Source organism: Flavobacterium celericrescens, from assembly GCF_011392075.1.
Lineage (GTDB): Bacteria > Bacteroidota > Bacteroidia > Flavobacteriales > Flavobacteriaceae > Flavobacterium > Flavobacterium celericrescens.
Map to the genome: position 1 here is coordinate 289,122 of NZ_JAAJBV010000001.1, position 19,195 is coordinate 308,316.

19 protein-coding genes are annotated in these 19,195 nt (G+C 30.3%); 14 read left to right on the forward strand and 5 right to left on the reverse strand.

Annotated features, from left to right (window positions below):
- Window positions 1-21: 21 nt before the first annotated feature.
- On the reverse strand, window positions 22-2,103 hold the full coding sequence (locus G4L40_RS01320) for a prolyl oligopeptidase family serine peptidase (protein ID WP_166235251.1): 2,082 nt from the start codon (window positions 2,101-2,103) through the stop codon (window positions 22-24).
- Window positions 2,104-2,211: 108 nt separating this feature from the next.
- On the opposite strand from G4L40_RS01320, the gene G4L40_RS01325 reads away from it, so the two are divergent.
- The 11 genes from G4L40_RS01325 to G4L40_RS12990 all read left to right on the forward strand — a co-directional run bounded on the left by G4L40_RS01325 (window position 2,212) and on the right by G4L40_RS12990 (window position 11,578).
- The gene (locus G4L40_RS01325) at window positions 2,212-2,667 is read left to right on the forward strand and encodes a hypothetical protein (RefSeq protein WP_166235253.1); all 456 of its coding nucleotides are present in this window, start codon (window positions 2,212-2,214) and stop codon (window positions 2,665-2,667) included.
- A 30-nt stretch (window positions 2,668-2,697) separates the two neighbouring features.
- Window positions 2,698-4,155, forward strand: a complete 1,458-nt coding sequence (locus G4L40_RS01330) for a lipopolysaccharide biosynthesis protein (protein WP_166235254.1) — start codon at window positions 2,698-2,700, stop codon at window positions 4,153-4,155.
- Window position 4,156: 1 nt separating this feature from the next.
- Complete coding sequence (gene dut / locus G4L40_RS01335; RefSeq protein WP_166235256.1) at window positions 4,157-4,591, forward strand: dUTP diphosphatase; 435 nt, start codon at window positions 4,157-4,159, stop codon at window positions 4,589-4,591.
- 122 nt (window positions 4,592-4,713) lie between these two features.
- Window positions 4,714-5,199 carry a hypothetical protein gene (locus G4L40_RS01340; RefSeq protein WP_166235258.1) on the forward strand — a complete coding sequence of 162 codons (486 nt, stop codon included), beginning with the start codon at window positions 4,714-4,716 and terminating at the stop codon, window positions 5,197-5,199.
- 44 nt (window positions 5,200-5,243) lie between these two features.
- A complete protein-coding gene (locus G4L40_RS01345; RefSeq protein WP_166235260.1) occupies window positions 5,244-6,254 on the forward strand; it encodes a sugar phosphate nucleotidyltransferase in 1,011 nt (336 codons plus the stop codon).
- The gene (locus tag G4L40_RS01350) at window positions 6,255-7,592 is read left to right on the forward strand and encodes a tetratricopeptide repeat protein (protein WP_235922560.1); all 1,338 of its coding nucleotides are present in this window, start codon (window positions 6,255-6,257) and stop codon (window positions 7,590-7,592) included. It begins immediately after the preceding gene.
- Window positions 7,592-8,356: a DUF4292 domain-containing protein gene (locus G4L40_RS01355; protein ID WP_166235262.1), complete on the forward strand. Its 765-nt coding sequence runs from the start codon at window positions 7,592-7,594 to the stop codon at window positions 8,354-8,356. Before G4L40_RS01350 ends, G4L40_RS01355 begins: the two co-directional genes overlap by 1 nt.
- A 51-nt stretch (window positions 8,357-8,407) precedes the next feature.
- Window positions 8,408-9,643, forward strand: coding sequence for a murein hydrolase activator EnvC family protein (locus G4L40_RS01360; protein WP_166235264.1), 1,236 nt, complete (start codon window positions 8,408-8,410; stop codon window positions 9,641-9,643).
- A gap of 74 nt (window positions 9,644-9,717) precedes the next feature.
- Window positions 9,718-10,671, forward strand: coding sequence for a 2-hydroxyacid dehydrogenase (locus G4L40_RS01365; RefSeq protein ID WP_166235266.1), 954 nt, complete (start codon window positions 9,718-9,720; stop codon window positions 10,669-10,671).
- A gap of 80 nt (window positions 10,672-10,751) precedes the next feature.
- Window positions 10,752-11,138: a DUF4234 domain-containing protein gene (locus G4L40_RS01370; RefSeq protein ID WP_166235268.1), complete on the forward strand. Its 387-nt coding sequence runs from the start codon at window positions 10,752-10,754 to the stop codon at window positions 11,136-11,138.
- Between the two features lie 173 nt (window positions 11,139-11,311).
- The gene (locus G4L40_RS12990) at window positions 11,312-11,578 is read left to right on the forward strand and encodes a hypothetical protein (protein WP_394367760.1); all 267 of its coding nucleotides are present in this window, start codon (window positions 11,312-11,314) and stop codon (window positions 11,576-11,578) included.
- A 36-nt stretch (window positions 11,579-11,614) separates the two neighbouring features.
- Here G4L40_RS12990 and G4L40_RS01380 read toward each other — a convergent pair whose 3' ends face one another.
- Window positions 11,615-11,977, reverse strand: a complete 363-nt coding sequence (locus tag G4L40_RS01380) for a DUF805 domain-containing protein (RefSeq protein ID WP_166235270.1) — start codon at window positions 11,975-11,977, stop codon at window positions 11,615-11,617.
- A gap of 48 nt (window positions 11,978-12,025) precedes the next feature.
- The gene (locus G4L40_RS01385; RefSeq protein ID WP_166235272.1) at window positions 12,026-13,819 is read right to left on the reverse strand and encodes a GNAT family N-acyltransferase; all 1,794 of its coding nucleotides are present in this window, start codon (window positions 13,817-13,819) and stop codon (window positions 12,026-12,028) included.
- Between the two features lie 193 nt (window positions 13,820-14,012).
- On the opposite strand from G4L40_RS01385, the gene G4L40_RS01390 reads away from it, so the two are divergent.
- The 3 genes from G4L40_RS01390 to G4L40_RS01400 all read left to right on the forward strand — a co-directional run bounded on the left by G4L40_RS01390 (window position 14,013) and on the right by G4L40_RS01400 (window position 16,921).
- A complete protein-coding gene (locus G4L40_RS01390) occupies window positions 14,013-14,774 on the forward strand; it encodes an exodeoxyribonuclease III (protein WP_166235273.1) in 762 nt (253 codons plus the stop codon).
- A 28-nt stretch (window positions 14,775-14,802) separates the two neighbouring features.
- Entirely contained in the window at window positions 14,803-15,768 is a 966-nt protein-coding gene (locus tag G4L40_RS01395) for an OmpA family protein (RefSeq protein ID WP_166235275.1), read from the forward strand.
- A gap of 112 nt (window positions 15,769-15,880) precedes the next feature.
- Window positions 15,881-16,921, forward strand: a complete 1,041-nt coding sequence (locus G4L40_RS01400) for an aldo/keto reductase (RefSeq protein ID WP_166235277.1) — start codon at window positions 15,881-15,883, stop codon at window positions 16,919-16,921.
- 67 nt (window positions 16,922-16,988) lie between these two features.
- On the opposite strand, the gene G4L40_RS01405 is transcribed toward G4L40_RS01400, so the two are convergent.
- Complete coding sequence (locus G4L40_RS01405; protein WP_166235279.1) at window positions 16,989-18,602, reverse strand: DUF4139 domain-containing protein; 1,614 nt, start codon at window positions 18,600-18,602, stop codon at window positions 16,989-16,991.
- 12 nt (window positions 18,603-18,614) lie between these two features.
- The gene (locus G4L40_RS01410; RefSeq protein ID WP_166235281.1) at window positions 18,615-19,145 is read right to left on the reverse strand and encodes a hypothetical protein; all 531 of its coding nucleotides are present in this window, start codon (window positions 19,143-19,145) and stop codon (window positions 18,615-18,617) included.
- Between the last annotated feature and the right edge of the window lie 50 nt (window positions 19,146-19,195).

Genomic DNA, 19,195 nt, shown 5'->3' on the forward strand with positions numbered 1-19,195 from the left:
GACTTTTTAATTTTAAATACACTACTTATTCAAATATTCCCAAATAAAACTATAAAACTCACTTTCTTGTTTTACTTTCTTCTCATAATTTGAAATATTTCCATGATGCCCTGCTATTTTATTTACTTTTAAATAAATAGGATTTTTTTGAGCTAATCTATTTTGTAATCTTGCAACAAATTTATAAGACTGAAAAGGTGGAACTCTATCATCATTCTCTGAAGTTATTATCAAACAAGTTGGGTAATTAACATCCTCTTTTATTGTATGATAAGGAGAATATGAAATCAAAGATTGAAACTCTTCCTTAATATTAGGATTGCCATACTCATCAAAGTGATGAATTCCTGAAGTATATTTATCAAGTGTTGACATGTCTAATCTGCCCATTTCTGAAACCACAACTTTAAATAAGTCAGGACGTTGAGTCATAGCCGCACCAACTACTAAACCACCATGAGAACCACCATTAATAGCTAATTTAGTTGGGTTTGTGTACTTTTCAGAAATTAAAAATTCTGCAGCATCAACAAAATCATTAATAGAATTGATTTTCTTGAACCCTTTCCCTTCTTTATGCCAATTTTTACCTTTTTCTCCTCCTCCTCTAACTTGCGCAAAAGCATAAACTCCTCCTTTTTCTAAAAAGCTCAACAGTCCAGTATCATAATTTGGTCCACTAACACTGCCAAAACCTCCATAAGCACGCAACAACGTTGGATTGTTTCCGTTAAGTTCTATTCCTTTTTTATGAATAATAACTATCGGAATATCTTTATTGTCTCTGCTTTTATACGTAATTGTTTTTGTCTCAAAATAATTAAACGGAAATAGTGTTGGTTTTGGTTGAATAAAATCATTAAAATAAATATCATTCGCACCAGTTGTAATATTTAATTTGTAATTCAATGCAGAAATAGTGTACGAATAAAAAGTAACAAAAAGTTCGCTTGTTTTTTCATCATAAAATTTAATTTGAAAATCCATGCTATGAGGCGCCTCAAATTTTCTTATAAAATTACCTGTATAATCATAAATAGACATGTAATATTTTCCTAAATTTTTATACTTGCAAATAATATAATTTTCCAAAAAGACTGCATCTATAAGTAAGTGAGAATACACCTGAGGTATCAAAACCTTACTTTCTGCACGATTATTAATGTCAAAATAACAAACATTACCCCAAGGATACTTTTCATCAGAAAAATAAAATTTATCATTAGCTATATTCAAAAAATCAAAATTTGAAGTATCATCTTTGATAAAATTAACAAGCTGAAATTCTTCTTTGTCTAATTCAGCATAATAAAAATTTCTAGTTGTTTCGTCTTCACTTTCTTCCAAGACAAATAATTTATTTTTCTTAGTAAAAAAACTAATGTTAGATTTATGCTGTGTAGCATCAAAAACCAATTGATCTTTGCTCTGAATATCTCCAATTTTATGATAAAATAACTGATATGTAGAATCTTTTGCAAAGAACTCTTTATTTGAGTTTTTCTTATAAAAAATTCCTTTATCAGCATTCCAAGCAACATTTGAAAACTTAATATCTGTTAAAACATCATCCAAATATTTTTTGTTTACAAAATCTCTAAATTTAATTTCTTGTCGATCACTTCCATTTGGACTAATTTTAAAAGCTAAATATTTAGAATTCTTAGATGGATAATAACCGGATAAAACCACGTTAGGATCCTTATAAACATCATACGGGTCAACTAAAGGCTTTCCAAGATCGTTTAAGTTTTCTTTATAGTATAAAACGCTAGGTTTGTTTTTATCAACTCTATAGGAAAGATAAAAATATTTACCGTTTTTTGAAGGCATGGAATAAGTAGATAAATAATCATAATCTTTAATTTTAAAAGAAAAGTTATAATTTTTTACCAATTCATCAAGCTTTTGCTCACAAACACTATTTTGCAAATCTACCCAGTCAATAACTGATTTATCAGAAGTATTTTCTAACCATACATAATCATCTTGAATAGATATTCCGTGCTTAGAAGCAGTTGTTGAGATTTTTTTGGTATCAATTTTTTGCTGAGAAAAAACAGCATTAGCAAATAAAAAAAGGGGAAATAAAAATCGTGTCATAATCATAAAAATAGTCTTACGAAAGTATTAAAATAATATTCGAAACTACGTTTTTGGCTTGTTTTTTGTTCAAATAATTTCAGTAACTTTATCAAAACGGAAATTATCATGATTCATTATATTTTAACACTATTTATTAGTGCTACATTACTATCTTGCAATGCTACGCAAACAATTGTTCAAGAAAACAACTTGTCGGCATCATACGAAAGTTGGGTAGCTGGTGTTCGTGGTGGCGGAAGTGGTATTAATTTTTATGTAGATTTAAAAACCGAATTAAGCGAAGATATTGAGTTAAAAAAAGTAATTTTCAGAGGTTACGAAGTGCCTTTTGAAAAACAAGATACATTACATTTCATTGCAAGAATAAAAACCGAAGCCAATCAAGAAAAATTTGATGGAGATAAAACTACTGTAACTTCAAGCCCAAAAAACAACACCAAATTAGCCGAAAACGAAGCAATATTGATTTTTCTAAAAAATGGGAAAGAATTTCAACAAGTAATCAAAAACGTGAAAGAAAAACCAATGTTGCTTTATCCTTCTGCAAAACCAAAGAATTAATTACATTTGTTATTCTAAAAAACAAATAATTTGAGTTCAGGTAAGAGTCTTTTTAAACAAACCTTTATTTATGGCATAGCTACTGTTTTGCCTAGAATGTTGAGTTTTCTTTTGGTTAGATTATATACAGACTATTTACCTAATAGAGAATATGGTGAAGTTTCCGTAATTTTTTCCTATCTCGTTTTTTTCAACGTAGTCTTATCTTACGGAATGGAAACAGCTTTCTTTAGATTTTACAATACTGAAGAACAAAAAGACAAAGTAATTTCAACGGCTACTATTTCATTATTTTGGTCAACTATTGGTTTTTTGATTTTATTTCTACTCTTCAGAGAAAATTTATCACTTTGGTCAGAAATCAATGTCAAATACATCATTTTCACCATTTGGATTTTAGCTTTAGATGCGTTGGCGATTATTCCATTTTCAAAAATAAGAGCCGAAAGTCGTCCTATAAAATATGCAGTAATTAAGATTTCAAATGTATTAATCAACTTGTTGCTGAATATTTTTTTCTTGGCTTTTTTACCAAAATTAGCGGCAAATACAAACAGTACAATAATTCAAACTATCTACGATGCTGATTTTCAAATCGGATATATTTTTGTTGCTAATTTAATTGCTAGTTTCGCTACACTAATAATGGTGTTGCCCGACTACATAAAAATTAAATGGAATTTTGATTTTGAGCTATGGAAAAAAATGATGAAATATGGTTTACCAATTCTAATAGCTGGAATTGCTTTTGCCATCAACGAACATTTTGATAAAATTTTGTTGGACTGGATGAATGTTGATATGGCAAAAATTGGAGCCTATTCTGCTTGTTACAAAATTGGGATGTTTATGGTTTTATTTCGAACGGCTTATACATTAGGAATTGAACCGTTTTTCTTTAGTCACGCAAAAAACGAGAATGCACCACAAACTTATGCTACCATTACCAAATATTTTGTCATTTTAGGTTCGTTCATCAGTTTAGGTGTCATTGTTTTTGCAGATATTTTAAAATTTATTTTAGTTCCAAAAGAAAGTTACTGGTCTGCGATGGATGTGGTGCCATTAATTGTATTAGCAAATTTCTTTTTAGGAATTTATACAAATCTATCCGTGTGGTATAAGTTAATCGATAAAACAAAAATTGGAGCCTACATTTCAATAGTTGGTGCAGTTTTAACTTTGGTTTTAAATTTAGCCTTAATTCCAAAATTTGGTTACATGGGTTCTGCGATTGCTACAATTATTGCTTATGGTTCCATGATGTTAATTTCCTACCAACTGGGACAAAAAAAATATCCAATTCCCTATGACAAAAAGAAGATTTTTGGTTATTTAACATTGTCTATATTGTTATCTGGATTGTCTTTTTATATTCCGCTTTTTAGAGAAACTTATATCTTCGGAATTGCAGCTATCTTGTTTTTTGCTTACTTTGTGTACCGAAACGAAAAAGAAACCATTTTAACGATTATCAGAAGAAAATAATATGCAAATCAAAATCATCAATAAATCCAATCACGAGTTACCAAATTACGAAACCATCGCTTCGGCAGGAATGGATTTACGTGCGAATATTACAGAACCTATCACATTAAAATCATTAGAAAGAACCATTGTAAAAACAGGTCTTTTCATTGAATTACCAATTGGTTACGAAGCGCAAGTGCGTCCAAGAAGTGGTTTGGCAGCCAAAAAAGGAATCACGGTGTTAAATTCGCCCGGAACAGTGGATGCGGATTATCGTGGAGAAATTGGTGTGATTTTAGTAAATTTATCCAATGAAGATTTTGTAATCGAAAACGGAGAACGCATCGCCCAATTAATCATCGCTAAACACGAAAGAGCAGAATGGATTGAAGTAACCGAATTATCAGAAACTTCAAGAGGAGAAGGCGGTTTTGGTAGTACGGGGGTGAAGTAAGTGTTCAGTCGCAGTTAGCAGTTTGTCAGACTGAGTGTAGTCGAAGTCTTCAGTATAAAGTTTTTAGAAAAAATATCAAAATATAATCATAGCGAACTTTGCGTTTATAATAAAAAAGTAACTTGAAAAAAATTAGTTTAATAACATTCATACTCTTTATCATATTTGTTATTTTTAGGATGTTAAAAGGAAATCATATTTTAACTCCTACAAATGAAAAATTAGAGTATTGGAGAATAATATTATTTATTAGTTCAATTTTTTCAACATTATTATTTATTCTAATTAATCAGTTCAAAAAGATAAAATATGTATATTTTCCTTTGTTAATAATTATTACAAGCTTATGTATGTACCTGTTTATAGGTAATTTTTATTTGAGAAATATTGATTTTGGAATTTCTATTAAAACTGATATTAAGGTCAAACAGTATTCGGATAATTTAAATTGGAAAATAAATTTTATTGAAGTTAATGGGAAAACAATTTATTTTCCTCAGAATAATAACTGGGAAAAACCAATTGAAAATAAAGAATTAAATAAATACATTGTAAGAAAAAGTCTTTTGCAAGAGTATTACTATATTGATTTGATAAAAGATAATTAAAAAAATATTGAACAACTAATTTTGAAGTTTTAATAAAACCTAACATGAAAATAATAGTACCTATGGCAGGTCGTGGTTCGCGCCTTCGCCCACATACTTTAACAGTTCCAAAACCTTTAATTCCAGTAGCTGGAAAACCAATCGTTCACCGATTAGTTGAAGATATTGCAAGTGTTTTAAATCAGAAAATAGACGAAGTGGCGTTTATTATCCATGAAAGTTTTGGTAAAAAAGTAGAAGAAGATTTAATTGCGATTGCTCAAAAATTAGGCGCAAGAGGAACGATTTATTATCAAAACGAAGCATTGGGAACGGGTCACGCGATTATGTGTGCTAAGGATTCTTTAAGTGGACCAGCGGTTATTGCTTATGCGGATACACTAATTCGTGCCGATTTTGATTTAGATACAACTGCGGATAGCGTTATTTGGGTAAAACAAGTCGACCAACCAGAAGCTTTTGGTGTAGTGAACTTAAATGCAAATGGAGAAATCATTGAATTGGTAGAGAAACCTAAAGAATTCGTATCGGATTTAGCGGTTATCGGAATTTACTATTTCAAAGATATTGCCGTGTTGAAAAACGAATTGCAATCGGTTTTAGATAACAATATTATCCACGGTGGTGAATACCAAATTAACGATGGTATTAAACAAATGATGGCAAAGGGCATGAAATTTGTACCAGGAAAAGTAGACGAATGGATGGATTGTGGAAACAAGAATGTAACTGTTGAAACCAACACTAGAATGTTAGGATTTTTACATAACGATGGAGAAAATTTGGTTTCAACAGATGTAAAATTAGAAAATGCAACGATTATTCCACCTTGTTCTATTGCTGAAGATGTGGTGTTGATTAATGCTACGGTTGGACCAAATGTTTCATTAGGAAAAGGATGTCATGTAATTGATTCTACCATAAAAAACAGCTTGATTCAAACTCATGCACATATTAAAAATGCTAATCTAGACAATGCAATGATAGGAAATCACGTGAATTTTGATGGCAATTTTACAAGTATAAGTATTGGAGATTATTCCGTTTTAGAATAAATGATAAAAAGAAAACATATAATTTTATTTGCATTCCTGTTTTTCAGCTGGGGTAACTTTATTCATGCGCAAGAAAATCCGGATGAGATTGCTCTTGTTGACAACAAAGTTGAAGATGATTTCTACGAAGCTTTAAAACAACGCAATATTGAAAATTATGATAAAGCTATTGTGGCCATTCAAAAATGTTTAGAAAAAGAACCAAAAAATGCTGCCTTTTTATATGAATTAGGCAAAAATCAATTGGATTTAAAGAACTATGTTGATGCCGAAATTTCATTCAAAAAAGCAATAGAAGTAGACGCTAAACAGCGTTGGTATTGGAATGGCTTATATGACATTTATTATCAAACCAAAGATTATCAAAAATCTATTCCTGTTGTTCAAAAGCTAATTGAGTTTGATCCTAATATGAAAGAAGATTTAGTGTCTCTTTATATGAATACCAATCAGCATGACAAAGCGTTGGAATTGCTTAAAAATATGGAAGCAACTTCTCGCTTAACAAGCACAATGGAATATTATAAATTAAAAATTCAAGAAGCGAATGGTTTTGCAAAACCACAAAAAGAAACTTTAGAAGAAGCCATTAAAAAAAATCCAAAAGTTGAACAAAATTATATTGATTTAATCGTTTTATATTCAAGCTTAAACCAAGAAGACAAAGCATTTGAAGTGGCTAAACAATTGGAAAAAGAAATTCCAAATTCAGATTGGGCACACGTTAGTTTAGTAAAATTTCATTTGAACAATAATGATGGAACAAATGGTTCAAAATCGATGTTCAAAGTGTTAGGAAACGACAAAATTGATTTAAAAATCAAACATCGGATTTTTAATGAATTTTTAATTTTTGCCGTAAAAAATCCTGAATATTTTACAGCTATTGATAATGCTATTCCATATTTTGACAATGACAAACAAATTAATGTTGCCAAAGAAGTAGCCAAATTCTTTTGGAAAAAAAATGACTTAGACAAAACGGCATATTATTTTGAAAAAGCGATTAAAAAAGACGCTGAAGATATTGAAAGCATCGACTATTATTTAGAAGTGCTCACTCAAAAACAAGATTTTCAATTGTTAGTTAAAAAAGCTGAAGGTTTTTCAGAATTATATCCTACGCAAGCAAGCTATTACTTTTATGCTGGTTCGGGTTACAATCAATTGAAAAACTTTAAAAAAGCAAAGGAAATTTTAGAAAACGGCTTAGATTTTGTAGTAGAAAACAAAACCTTAGAAACTAATTTTTATAAGCAATTGATAATTAGTTGCGAAAATTTGAATGACACTGCCAAAAAGCAATTGTATTCAAATAAATTAAAACAAATCAAATAATGAAATCAATCATAACGGCCTTTTTAGTCCTCTTTTTAATAGGATGTAAATCCAAACAATCTGTAGCAACAGCTGTTGCTGATGACAATACAGAAGTTACAAAAATTATCAACGGTCATTATGCTAATGAATTTAATTTCAAAACTTTAAATATTCGTGCTAACGCTAAATATGAAGATGATAAGCAATCCCATTCTTTAAGTGCCGATATTCGAATTAAGAAAGATGAAATTATTTGGATAAATATAAAAATGATTGGTTTTCCTGTGGCAAAAGCATTGATTACACCTACAAAAGTGAGCTATTACGAAAAAATAAACAATACTTACTTTGAAGGCGATTTTACCATATTAAGCAATTGGATTGGAACCGATTTAGACTTTCAAAAAGTGCAAAACTTATTTTTAGGAAAAGCAATTGACGACTTAACAAAAGATAAATGGATAAGTGAAATAAATGAAAAATTATTCAAATTATCAAAACCAGCTAATTCAGATATTACTAAAGATTTTTACTTTGAAGCCGCTAATTATCTATTAAAAAAAGAAACTATTACTCAAGCAAGCCAAAACCGAATGTTAGAAATAAAATATCCATCACACAATGAAGTGGATAAAATGTTTTTGCCAAACGAAATCAACATCAAGGCAACTCAAAAAGATAATATTTCGATAGATATAGAATACAAGAGCACAACATTTAATGAAAATTTGAGTTATTCCTATTCAGTTCCTAGTGATTATAAGGCCATTGAAATAGATTAATTTTTTTTATTTTCGTAAAACAAAAACTACCTTTGTAAAAAACCAAAGTGCATGAATCAATTTATAAAAACACTTCTTTTCTTTTTCATTACTTCACTAGCTTTTGCTCAGCCTTCTGAACAGCAAAAATTAGAAGAGAAAAAAGCACAAATTTTAAAAGAAATTTCCGAAAATAAATCTCGTTTAGAATCTGAAAAGAAAAAAGAAAAATCAGTTTTAAAACAAATTGATCAACAAAAAAACTTAATTGGTCTTAGACAAAAATTACTTAATACTACCGCTAAACAAACACGTTTATTAAGCGATGATATTTATTTAACACAACTCGAAATGAACAAATTAAACCGAGAGTTAAAAGTGTTAAAAGAAGATTACGAAAAAATGATTGTAAAGTCATATAAAAGTCGTAACGAGCAAAGTAGAATTATGTTTATTCTTTCTTCTGAAAATTTTCTTCAAGCCTATAAACGCATACAATACATGAAACAATATGCAGGTTTCAGAAAAATGCAAGGTGAAGAAATTAGAATTAAACAACAAAAACTAAAAGAAGCAGAAATCAATTTACAAAATAGTAAAAAGGAAAAAGTTAAGGTTTTAGAACAAACAGAAAAAGAAAAACAAGAATTAGAAAAAGAAAAGAAAGAGCAAGAACGCTTAGTTAAGCTAATTCAAAAAGATAAAAAGAAAATTGCAGCTGAAATTGATAAAAAACAAAAAGAAGCAAAACAAATTGATAAGCAAATTAAGAAAATAATTGCTGATGAAATTGCAGCGGCTAACAAAAGAAATGCTGCAAAATCTGGTACTACCGCTCCAAAAGCAGGAACAAAAGAAGCATCAAAATTTGTTCTATCAGCAGAAGGAAAAGTGAATTCAGATAATTTTAAAGCAAACAAAGGAAAGCTTCCTTGGCCTGTTGTAAATGGAAATATTTCACAAAAGTATGGCGATCAACCACACCCTGTTCACAAAAACTTAACCATTCATAATAGTGGCGTAGAAATTTCAACAACAGCTGGTTCGTCTGCAAGAGCTGTTTTTGGTGGAGAAGTATTACAAGTTCAAGTGATTTCAGCAAATAATAAAGCTGTTTATATCCAACATGGAGACTTTATCACAGTATATTTGAATTTGTCTTCTGTTAGTGTAAGTAAAGGACAAAAAGTAACCATCAAACAAAATATTGGTAAAATTCATACCGATGCTTCAGGTAAAGCAGTTATTAAATTTTTGGTTCTACAAAACACAACTACTTTGAATCCAGAATCTTGGTTAAACATGTAAAATAGAATGAGGTCAAACGGCCTCATTTTTTTTGAAAACTATTTTCTTGTATTTTTATTAAATAATTGAATAATATGAATTTTTCAAACATTAAAATACTTCATATAGACAGTAATCATCCTTTGCTATGGGAACAACTAGAACAAGCCGGTTTTTCTAACGAAGCTGATTTTACTTCTAGTAAACAAGAAGTAGAAACTAAAATTGAAAATTATCATGGCATTGTCATTAGAAGCCGATTTAAAATTGATAAAACATTTTTAGATAAAGCCACAAATTTGCAATTCATCGCTCGCGTTGGCGCTGGTTTAGAAAGTATTGATTGTGATTACGCTTCAACAAAAGGAATCCACTTAATAGCAGCTCCAGAAGGAAATGCGAATGCGGTTGGAGAACACGCGCTTGGGATGTTATTATCACTATTTAACAATCTAAACAAGGCTACTAATGAAGTGAAATCGGGGCAATGGAAACGCGAAGCCAATCGCGGACATGAATTGGAAGGCAAAACGATTGGAATTATAGGTTATGGAAATATGGGAAAATCATTCGCAAAAAAATTACGAGGATTTGATGTAACCGTTTTATGTCATGATATTTTACCGAATATGGGTGATGCAAATGCAACTCAAGTTTCACTATCCGAGCTTCAAGAAAAAGCCGATGTTTTAAGCTTACACACACCTTGGACGCCTGAAACTGATAAAATGATAAATTCAAATTTTATCAAAAATTTTAAAAAACCATTTTGGTTCATTAATACTGCTCGAGGAAATTCGGTTGTAACTGATGATTTAGTAACAGCTTTACAATCAGGTAAAATTCTTGGTGCTGGTTTAGATGTTTTAGAATATGAAAAATTATCTTTTGAAACTTTGTTTGAAGGAGAAAAACCTGCCGCTTTTGAATATCTATTACATGCAGAAAATGTTATATTAACACCTCATATTGCTGGTTGGACTTTTGAAAGTCATGAAAAACTAGCACAAACTATTGTAGATAAAATAATAACATTATATTCAAAATAAAATGTAACAAAAACCCACAAGTTAGACTTATAGAAAATAATTTCTTACATTCGTAAAAACTAACTAAAATTCAAAATCAAATGGAAGTAACTAACCAACAAGAAACTTGGAATCAACCAAACAACAATATTCCTGTGTTTAAAGTTGACCCAATTATGGTATTATTATTAAGCTTTATTACTTGTGGATTGTATTTAATTTATTGGAACATTAAAATCGCCGAAGTTATAAATGCAGTTTCAAACAGAGAAGTAATTTCAACTCCAATTGCTGTATTTTCTGGCTGTTGTTTACCTGTAAATCTTTATTTTTACTATGTTTTAGGAAAAGACGGTTTACCAAATGTTTATAAAATGACAGGAGAATTAAGCAAAGATCAATCTACTTTATTAATTATTTTAGGTTTATTTTTTCCTTTTGCAGCAGCAATGATTGTTCAAGGCGATATTAACAGATTGTACAAATAAAAAACTTTACACTAAATAGAATTCTAGGTATTGCAGGTGCTTTAACAACACTTGTAATACCTTTTATTTTATGGTTAAACAACACCAATCATAAACTAGATAACGAACAATCTTTTTGTCCGTTAAAAGCAACAACGGGTTTTCCTTGCCCATCTTGTGGTATTACAAAATCAATAGTTTATTTTTATGATGGAAATATATTCAAAAGCTTAAGCTATCATCTTTTTGGGCCTTTAGTTGTAGGGTTTTGCTTATTTATTATAGTGCTTTTTGCTGTAGAACTAAAAACCAAGAAAGTTTATTATAGAAAATGGTTTTTCAATAGAAAATTAGCATATTATTTAGCTGTTTTTTTAATTGTATACCACATTATTAGGTTGATTCTTTTTGTACAAGAAAATACTTGGGATGAAATAGTTCAGCAAAGTATTTGGAAATGAAAAAAGGCTTACAATTGTAAGCCTTTTTTATTTTTATTATTCTTGAGGAGTTCCAATCTCATTGATTTCATTTGTTGGATTTTTTGGATCTGGACCATACTCATTTGCTCCTTGTTCTCCATCTGTTACTGCCAAAATAAAATTATAAATTGGAATTAATATATACCAACCGCTTTTTCCTACATCGTGCATTCTTCTGACTCCAACTGCAATTGAAGGTAATAAAACAGCTAAAGAATACAGCAAATTAATAAATCCTGTTTTTAAAACAAATAAATCTAAAAAAGTTAATGAATAACTAAAAATAAGATTAAACAAAAAAAACATCCAATACTCTTTTCTTCTGGCTCTTCCTTCAAAATTTACATAGTTCTGTAAAACACTTAAATAATACTTCATAATAAAAATTTAGTTAGTTAATTTGATTATAGTTTAGTTTTAAATAAATTAGCCTTTTTCTTTTCTTTCCAATTCCGCTTGAAATTCTTCCATTACGGGTTTAACAGTGCTTTCTGGTAAATCAGCAATTTTGATGTACATTAATCCGTCAACCGAATTATTAAATAATGGGTCAACATTAAAAGCAACCACTCTTGCGTTTTGTTTGATGTATTTTTTAATTAAAACCGGTAAACGTAAATTTCCTGGTTCTACTTCATCAATAATTTTATCAAACTTATTTAAATCGGCTTCAGTTTCGTTGAATACAAAATCTTTATCAGCGTCTTTTAATTTTACTTTATATTCTTTTTTCGGGTGAACATATTGTGCAATATAAGGATCGTAATAATGTGATTTCATAAATTCAATCATCAACGATTTAGAAAAATCGGAAAATTGATTACTAATACTCACGCCACCTATCAAATATTTATGTTCAGGAAAACGCAATGTAGTATGAACAATTCCTTTCCAAAGTAAAAACAACGGCATAGGTTTCATTTGATATTCTTTAATAATGAAAGCTCTACCCATTTCGATAGATTTGCTCATCATATCATACAATTCGGGCTCAAAACGGAATAATTCATGTAAATAAAATCCGTCGATTCCATGTTTTGGATAGATTTGCGCCCCTAATCCCATTCTATAGGCACCTGCAATTGATTGTGTTTCATCATCCCATAAAAACATATGATGATAATATTTATCGTATGCGTCTAAATCTAATGATTCATTAGTTCCTTCACCAACTGCTCTAAAAGTAATTTCTCTTAAACGACCAATTTCATGTAAAATATTCGGGATTTTATCTGCCGTAACAAAAAAGACTTCATAATTTTTACTTTGTAACAATCGATAATCTCCTTCTTTAAGAAATGCAATTTCTTCTAAAATTTGACCGTGATTTGCAGGTTTTGCAATTTGCTTTGGAGGTTTCGTTCCTGATAGCTTTGGTAAGTTTAGTTTGTTGTCATCATCTTCAAATGCGTTGGAAAGCATATATGTTTTTCTACGCAAAAATTCACCATATGCTTCAATATCTTGGTGTTCGTTTTGTTCAGCCACCGAAATTGGTTTACCAATTCTAACTTTAATTACCCTGTCTTTTTGAGTATGTAATTCGCTTGGCAATTTAGCCGTTCTTAATGTGTCATTTATTTTTGACAAAAAGTAAAACAACTTACTGTTTTTTGCATGAAAATATATTGGGACAACAGGAACTTGTGCTTTTCTAATTACTTTAATTGCTCCTTCTTCCCAAGGTTTATCTACTACTAATTTTCCGTCTTTATAAGTAGAAACTTCCCCTGCAGGAAACATTCCTAATGGTTTTCCATCGCTCAAATGACGAAGTGTTTCCTTAATTCCAACCACACTTGATTTAGCGTCTTTGTGGTTTTCAAAAGGATTAACCGGCATGATATAAGGTTTCATGGGTGCAATTCTGTGCAATAAGAAATTGGCAATGATTTTGAAATTAGGCTCTCTTTCAAGCATTAATTTCAAAAGTAAAATACCATCAATTCCCCCCAAAGGATGATTTGAAATAGTTATATAAGCACCATCTTTTGGTAAACGTTTTAAATCTTCTTCCGGAATTTCAAATTTAATCTGAAACTCGTCTAAAATGGCATTCAAAAATTCTAACTCGCTCAAATGCTTATTTCGGTCATAAATCTTATTTAAACTCGAAATTCGTAGCACTTTCATCAATAGCCAGCCAGAAAAAGTTCCGAAAACTCCGTATTTATCAGCATTAATCGCTTTTGCAACTTCTTTAGCAGTAACTAAACCCATTTATTAATTGTTTTTTGAGCAAGAAACAAAGATAACAATTCTGTTGAATTGAGTGCTATTTCATTTTATAATAAAAACATCAAATTTGTTATATTTTTTATTCAACTGAAAATTAACAACTTATAAAATCTGGTTTTTTTAGCTTTATTTTTAAATTCATTTTTAGTACATTTGGTCAAAAGCTAAGAAATTCATGAAAATTATTTCCTACAATGTTAATGGTATTAGAGCCGCCATTACTAAAGGTTTTTTAGAATGGTTACAACAAGCCAATCCAGATGTAATTTGTTTACAAGAAATAAAAGCAACTGAAGACCAAATTCCAAAAATTGAAATTGAAGCAGCAGGTTATCCGTACCAATATTATTTTCCAGCAGAAAAAAAAGGATATAGTGGCGTTGCTGTTCTGTCCAAAATAGAACCTAAAAATATAGTTTTCGGAACTGGAATTCCTCATATGGATTTTGAAGGACGAAATTTACGTTTAGATTTTGACGAACTTTCTGTTATGAGCTTATATTTACCTTCTGGTACGAATATTGATAGACTAGAACATAAATTTATGTATATGGACGACTTTCAGAATTATGTTAATAATTTAAAGAAAGAAATTCCAAATTTGGTGATTTGTGGTGATTATAATATTTGTCATGAAGCTATTGACATACATGACCCAATCAGAAATGCGAAAATTTCCGGATTTTTACCAGAAGAACGTGCGTGGTTAGATAATTTTATGAAGAGTGGATTTATAGATACATTTCGCCATTTAAACAAAGAACCACATAATTACAGTTGGTGGAGTTACAGAGCTAATGCTCGAAATAATAATAAAGGTTGGAGAATCGATTATTGTTTAGCCACTGAGCCTTTGAAAAATAAAATTCAAAGAGCTTTAATATTGCCTGAAGCAAAACATTCAGACCATTGCCCTGTTTTAGTAGAAATAAAATAAGAATCAATTAATCAAAAAATAAAAAGTAATGATTAGAAAAATTGCCCTTGCCTGCGTAGTTTTAAGCCTAACTACTTCATGCGTTTCAAAAAAAATCTACCAAGATTTAGAAAACAAGTATGCTGATTTAAAAAAAGAACACAACGCTCTATCTGACGAAAACGGTTTGTTAAAAACAGATAAAAATCAATTAGAGTTAGATAAGAATAAATTACAATCAGAATTAGATAAAACAAAAGCTGAGCGTGATAAATTAGCAGCAGATTACGCAGCTACAAAAAAGAGTTTGGATAATTTGAAAGCGTCTTACGCAGCACTTGAAAAAGACAGCAACGATGCATTAGAAGCTAATATCAATAAAAACAGACAATTGTTAGCGGAGTTAGAAGCGAAACAAAAAGCTTTAGCAGCAGAACAAGATCGTTTAAATAAATTGAAAAAAGATTTAGAAGCGTCTTCTACCCGTTTAGCTGAATTAGAAAAAATGATGGCTGACAAAGATGCTGCGATGAAAAAATTAAAAGAAACTTTATCAAAATCATTAAAAGCATTTGAAGGAAAAGGATTAACGGTTACAGAAAAAGATGGAAAAGTATATGTTTCAATGGAGAATAAATTACTTTTCGAATCTGGAAGTTGGACCGTTGGTGCAGAAGGTAAAAAAGCAGTAGATTTAGTAGGTAAAGTTTTAGGTGATAACCCAGAAATTTCTGTTTTAATTGAAGGTCATACAGATAATGATAAAATCACAGGAACAATTGGTGGTGGCGTTGAAAACAACTGGGATTTATCTACAAAACGCGCAACAGCTATCGTAAATATTTTAACTACTAATGCTAAAGTGAAAAAAGAAAATTTAACAGCAGCAGGTCGTGGTGAATATGCACCATTAATGAGTAACGAAACGGCTGAAGGCAAAGCAAAAAACAGAAGAATTGAAATCATCTTAACACCTAAGTTAGATGAGATTTCTAAAATGTTGAATGAACTATAAAAAGTTTAAAAGGTTATGGTTTAAAAGTTTAAAAGTTCAGAGAATTTCTTTGGACTTTTTTCTTTTTAATAAACTTTACTACTTTGTATCTTTGCTACTTTCAAATATAACAATGAACTACACAACACTACCAAATACCGAACTAAAAGTCAGCAAAATCTGTTTAGGAACCATGACTTTTGGAAATCAAAATACCGAAAGTGAATCGCACAGTCAGTTGGATTACGCTATTGAGAAAGGAATCAATTTTATTGATACTGCCGAAATGTACCCAATTGGTGGCAACGCTCAAATCTTTGGAAGTACAGAACGTCATATCGGAACTTGGATTAAGAAAATCGGTGCATCGGAACGTGATAAATTGGTTTTAGCGACAAAAATTGCAGGTCCAAATAGAGGAATGGAATATATTCGTCAGCCATTAGATTTTTCGAAGAAAAGCATTCACGAAGCGGTAGAATTGAGTTTAAAAAATCTTCAAACAGATTATATCGATTTATACCAAATGCATTGGCCAGAACGTGTGATGAACATGTTTCAAAAGCGCGGTGTTCAAGAAATTGATACCAAATGGCAAGACAATATTTTTGATGTGCTAACAATTTATGACGGATTAATCAAGGAAGGAAAAATCAAGCACATTGGTCTTTCAAATGAAAATCCATGGGGTGTGATGCGTTTTTTAATGGAAAGCGAAAAACATGGTTTGCCAAGAATTGCAACGATACAAAATCCTTTTTCTCTACTAAATCGCTTGTATGAAGTTGGTTTATCAGAAATTGGAATGCGTGAAAATGTTGGATTATTAGCCTATTCGCCATTAGGTTTCGGATTTTTATCTGGAAAATATTTGAATGGTTATCCCGAAAATTCACGTATGAAATTGTTTCCAAATTTCGTTCGTTATACCAATGAGAATTGTTTCAAAGCAACCAAACTATACAAAGAATTAGCCGAAGCAAACGGATTAACGTTAACGCAAATGGCAATTGCTTTTGTAAATCGTCAACAATTTGTGACTTCAACGATTATTGGCGCTACTACAATGGAACAATTACAAGAAAATATTGCTGCTTTTGAGACTATTTTATCTGATGAAATTGTAGCTGAAATTGAAAAAATTCAGGAATTAATTCCGAATCCAGCACCTTAATAGTGTACAGTTTTCAGTCTCAGTTTTCAGTAAAATACTGCTAACTGAGACTGTCAACTGCAACTATTTACAAGTTATCTATAAACTTATCCTTTGGATATTTCACCTTATAACTGATTCTGAATTTTTTGGTTTCTCCAGCGTTCAGTCTTACATCCCAAGTTAGAATTCCTGTTTCTACATTTACTTTTGCTTTTCCGTTTTCTAACAATTCTATTGTGATTTCTTTATCCGTGCTAATTGGATATTGATCTTTCAATAACATTTCAATTGCTTCTTTTTTGTTGTTTTTTACGGTGATATCATACGTAAACGTTTGTTCTTTATAACCCGATAAGAATTTAGTTCCTGATTTATCTGCTATTTTTTCACGTTTAATAGCGATTTTTTTATCTCTTCCCATACTCAAATTCAATGTGTCTGAAGTTTGATTTGGGTTAATCATCGTTTTGCCAACATACATGCCTTCAAAAATAATATTTGCTTCACCAGGCAACAAATTGAATTTAGAATAATCGCTAATTTCTGCTAATAAGAACGCTTCTTTTTCTGCTTTTGGAACCGCATAATATTTGTAAGTTGCTGGTAACTTCAAATCTTTCAAGGCTACACTATGTGCTTTTCCATTCGATAAAATATCATATGGAATATCAATGTCAAACGAAACATTTAATTGATTTTCGTTGATGGTAGTGTAATTTGAGATGGAAGATTCATCATCAGCATATGCTTTATCTTTTTTCAATTCTAATCCAGATACTCTACCTTGAATTGAATTAAATGGAACATTACTATTGTTATAAACCTGTGGATAACCATATCTCAAAAACCAAGCTTGTAAAATTGGAGCCGCGTTATTTTGATTTGGGTTACCACTTGAAAGTGTTAGTTTCACTTTTTTCCAATCGATTCCTGTGTTTTGTATCACTTTTGCTTTGTACATTAAGTTGATTGGTGCGTTTACATTTTCGGCACGTAGATCATAAAAAGGTGACCAAGAAGCATTAGCTGTAATGTAGTTAATATCTAAATTTATTGAGCTCGCCACATCGGTCATTACTTGTAAAACCAATTTACCTTGTGATGTTTTTTCTTCTTTTTGTGTATTCAATTCTAGTTTAGCATTTAGTTTGGCTAGCTTTTCATTGAGTTGTGTTTCTTTCTCATATAGTGCGTTTACTAAATTGCTCAATTGATTTCTTTTTGCACTATAATAATCTACGAGTTTCATCAACTCTGCCACACTTAAACCTGTGTCTTGACCCGCAACATTTTGATTTTTGTCTAATAAATCAATGGTTTTTGAATAGGATGTTTTCTCATTTGCAATTTTTCCCATTTCTTTTTGGAGCAATACAATACTATCACGTACTTTTTTAATCATTGGATTACTTTCATCGATTTCATATTCTGAAATAAAATTTCGGGTAAATTGAACCGAAAGCACGGTAACACTTGCTGGCGCACCAATTTGTATGGTGTTTTCATTTACATAATCTGCCACATTTTTAATTACAATTTCGCTAGTCCCAGAAGGAATTGTAGCTGAGGCGGTATGATTTAATTCAGCCGAATTACTATAAATTGTGGCGCTTTTAATTTTAGCGGAAGTGAAAATAGGTTTTTGGGCAAATGTGATTGCAGAAACCAGAACGATTAATAGTGAAAATATTTTTTTCATTTGATATAGTTTTTAGTTAATTCTTTTTAAATAATAATTGGTTTTTCTAAACCAACTCGATTGATTTCCGTTTGGATAACTGTGAATGTATTGTAAAGTAATGTGATTTTTTTTTAGAAATATAATTGTGAATTTGCCGTTTAAAGGTGCGCCTCTATTCATATAAGACAATTCAGGTGGGATTTCATTAAATAGAATTTCTTTTTGACCAATTGTTTGAAAAAAGTCTTTTAAATCTTTACCAGTAACGATGTTATTTTGTTTTCCGATGTACAAATTATTTATTTTATAAGGATTATTTGGCATTGATTCTTGCCATCCTGTTTCGTGCAAATATAAAAGCTCCCATTTTGAGTCAGGGGATATGGAATCAATTTTTGCAGGAATCAAAATTTCATTAATAATTTTTGTGTGTTTTAAAATAGAATCATTTATAGTAACCTGATTTAGTTTTTTTTCAAATAAGAAACGCTCTTTTGTTTCTTCTTGTGAAAATGATGCTATTGAGTTTAACAAAAGGAATATTAAAATTGTTTTTTTCATCTCTATAAATTTTGTCGTTTATACTATAGAGTGAATTTTGGAATGAAAGG

Coding starts and splice junctions, on each gene's coding strand:
- G4L40_RS01320 (WP_166235251.1), bottom strand. CDS start 2,103: ATGACACGATTTTTATTTCCCCTTTTTTTATTTGCTAATGCTGTTTTT.
- G4L40_RS01325 (WP_166235253.1), top strand. CDS start 2,212: ATGATTCATTATATTTTAACACTATTTATTAGTGCTACATTACTATCT.
- dut (WP_166235256.1), top strand. CDS start 4,157: ATGCAAATCAAAATCATCAATAAATCCAATCACGAGTTACCAAATTAC.
- G4L40_RS01345 (WP_166235260.1), top strand. CDS start 5,244: ATGAAAATAATAGTACCTATGGCAGGTCGTGGTTCGCGCCTTCGCCCA.
- G4L40_RS01350 (WP_235922560.1), top strand. CDS start 6,255: ATGATAAAAAGAAAACATATAATTTTATTTGCATTCCTGTTTTTCAGC.
- G4L40_RS01355 (WP_166235262.1), top strand. CDS start 7,592: ATGAAATCAATCATAACGGCCTTTTTAGTCCTCTTTTTAATAGGATGT.
- G4L40_RS01360 (WP_166235264.1), top strand. CDS start 8,408: ATGAATCAATTTATAAAAACACTTCTTTTCTTTTTCATTACTTCACTA.
- G4L40_RS01365 (WP_166235266.1), top strand. CDS start 9,718: ATGAATTTTTCAAACATTAAAATACTTCATATAGACAGTAATCATCCT.
- G4L40_RS01370 (WP_166235268.1), top strand. CDS start 10,752: ATGGAAGTAACTAACCAACAAGAAACTTGGAATCAACCAAACAACAAT.
- G4L40_RS01380 (WP_166235270.1), bottom strand. CDS start 11,977: ATGAAGTATTATTTAAGTGTTTTACAGAACTATGTAAATTTTGAAGGA.
- G4L40_RS01385 (WP_166235272.1), bottom strand. CDS start 13,819: ATGGGTTTAGTTACTGCTAAAGAAGTTGCAAAAGCGATTAATGCTGAT.
- G4L40_RS01390 (WP_166235273.1), top strand. CDS start 14,013: ATGAAAATTATTTCCTACAATGTTAATGGTATTAGAGCCGCCATTACT.
- G4L40_RS01395 (WP_166235275.1), top strand. CDS start 14,803: ATGATTAGAAAAATTGCCCTTGCCTGCGTAGTTTTAAGCCTAACTACT.
- G4L40_RS01400 (WP_166235277.1), top strand. CDS start 15,881: ATGAACTACACAACACTACCAAATACCGAACTAAAAGTCAGCAAAATC.
- G4L40_RS01405 (WP_166235279.1), bottom strand. CDS start 18,602: ATGAAAAAAATATTTTCACTATTAATCGTTCTGGTTTCTGCAATCACA.
- G4L40_RS01410 (WP_166235281.1), bottom strand. CDS start 19,145: ATGAAAAAAACAATTTTAATATTCCTTTTGTTAAACTCAATAGCATCA.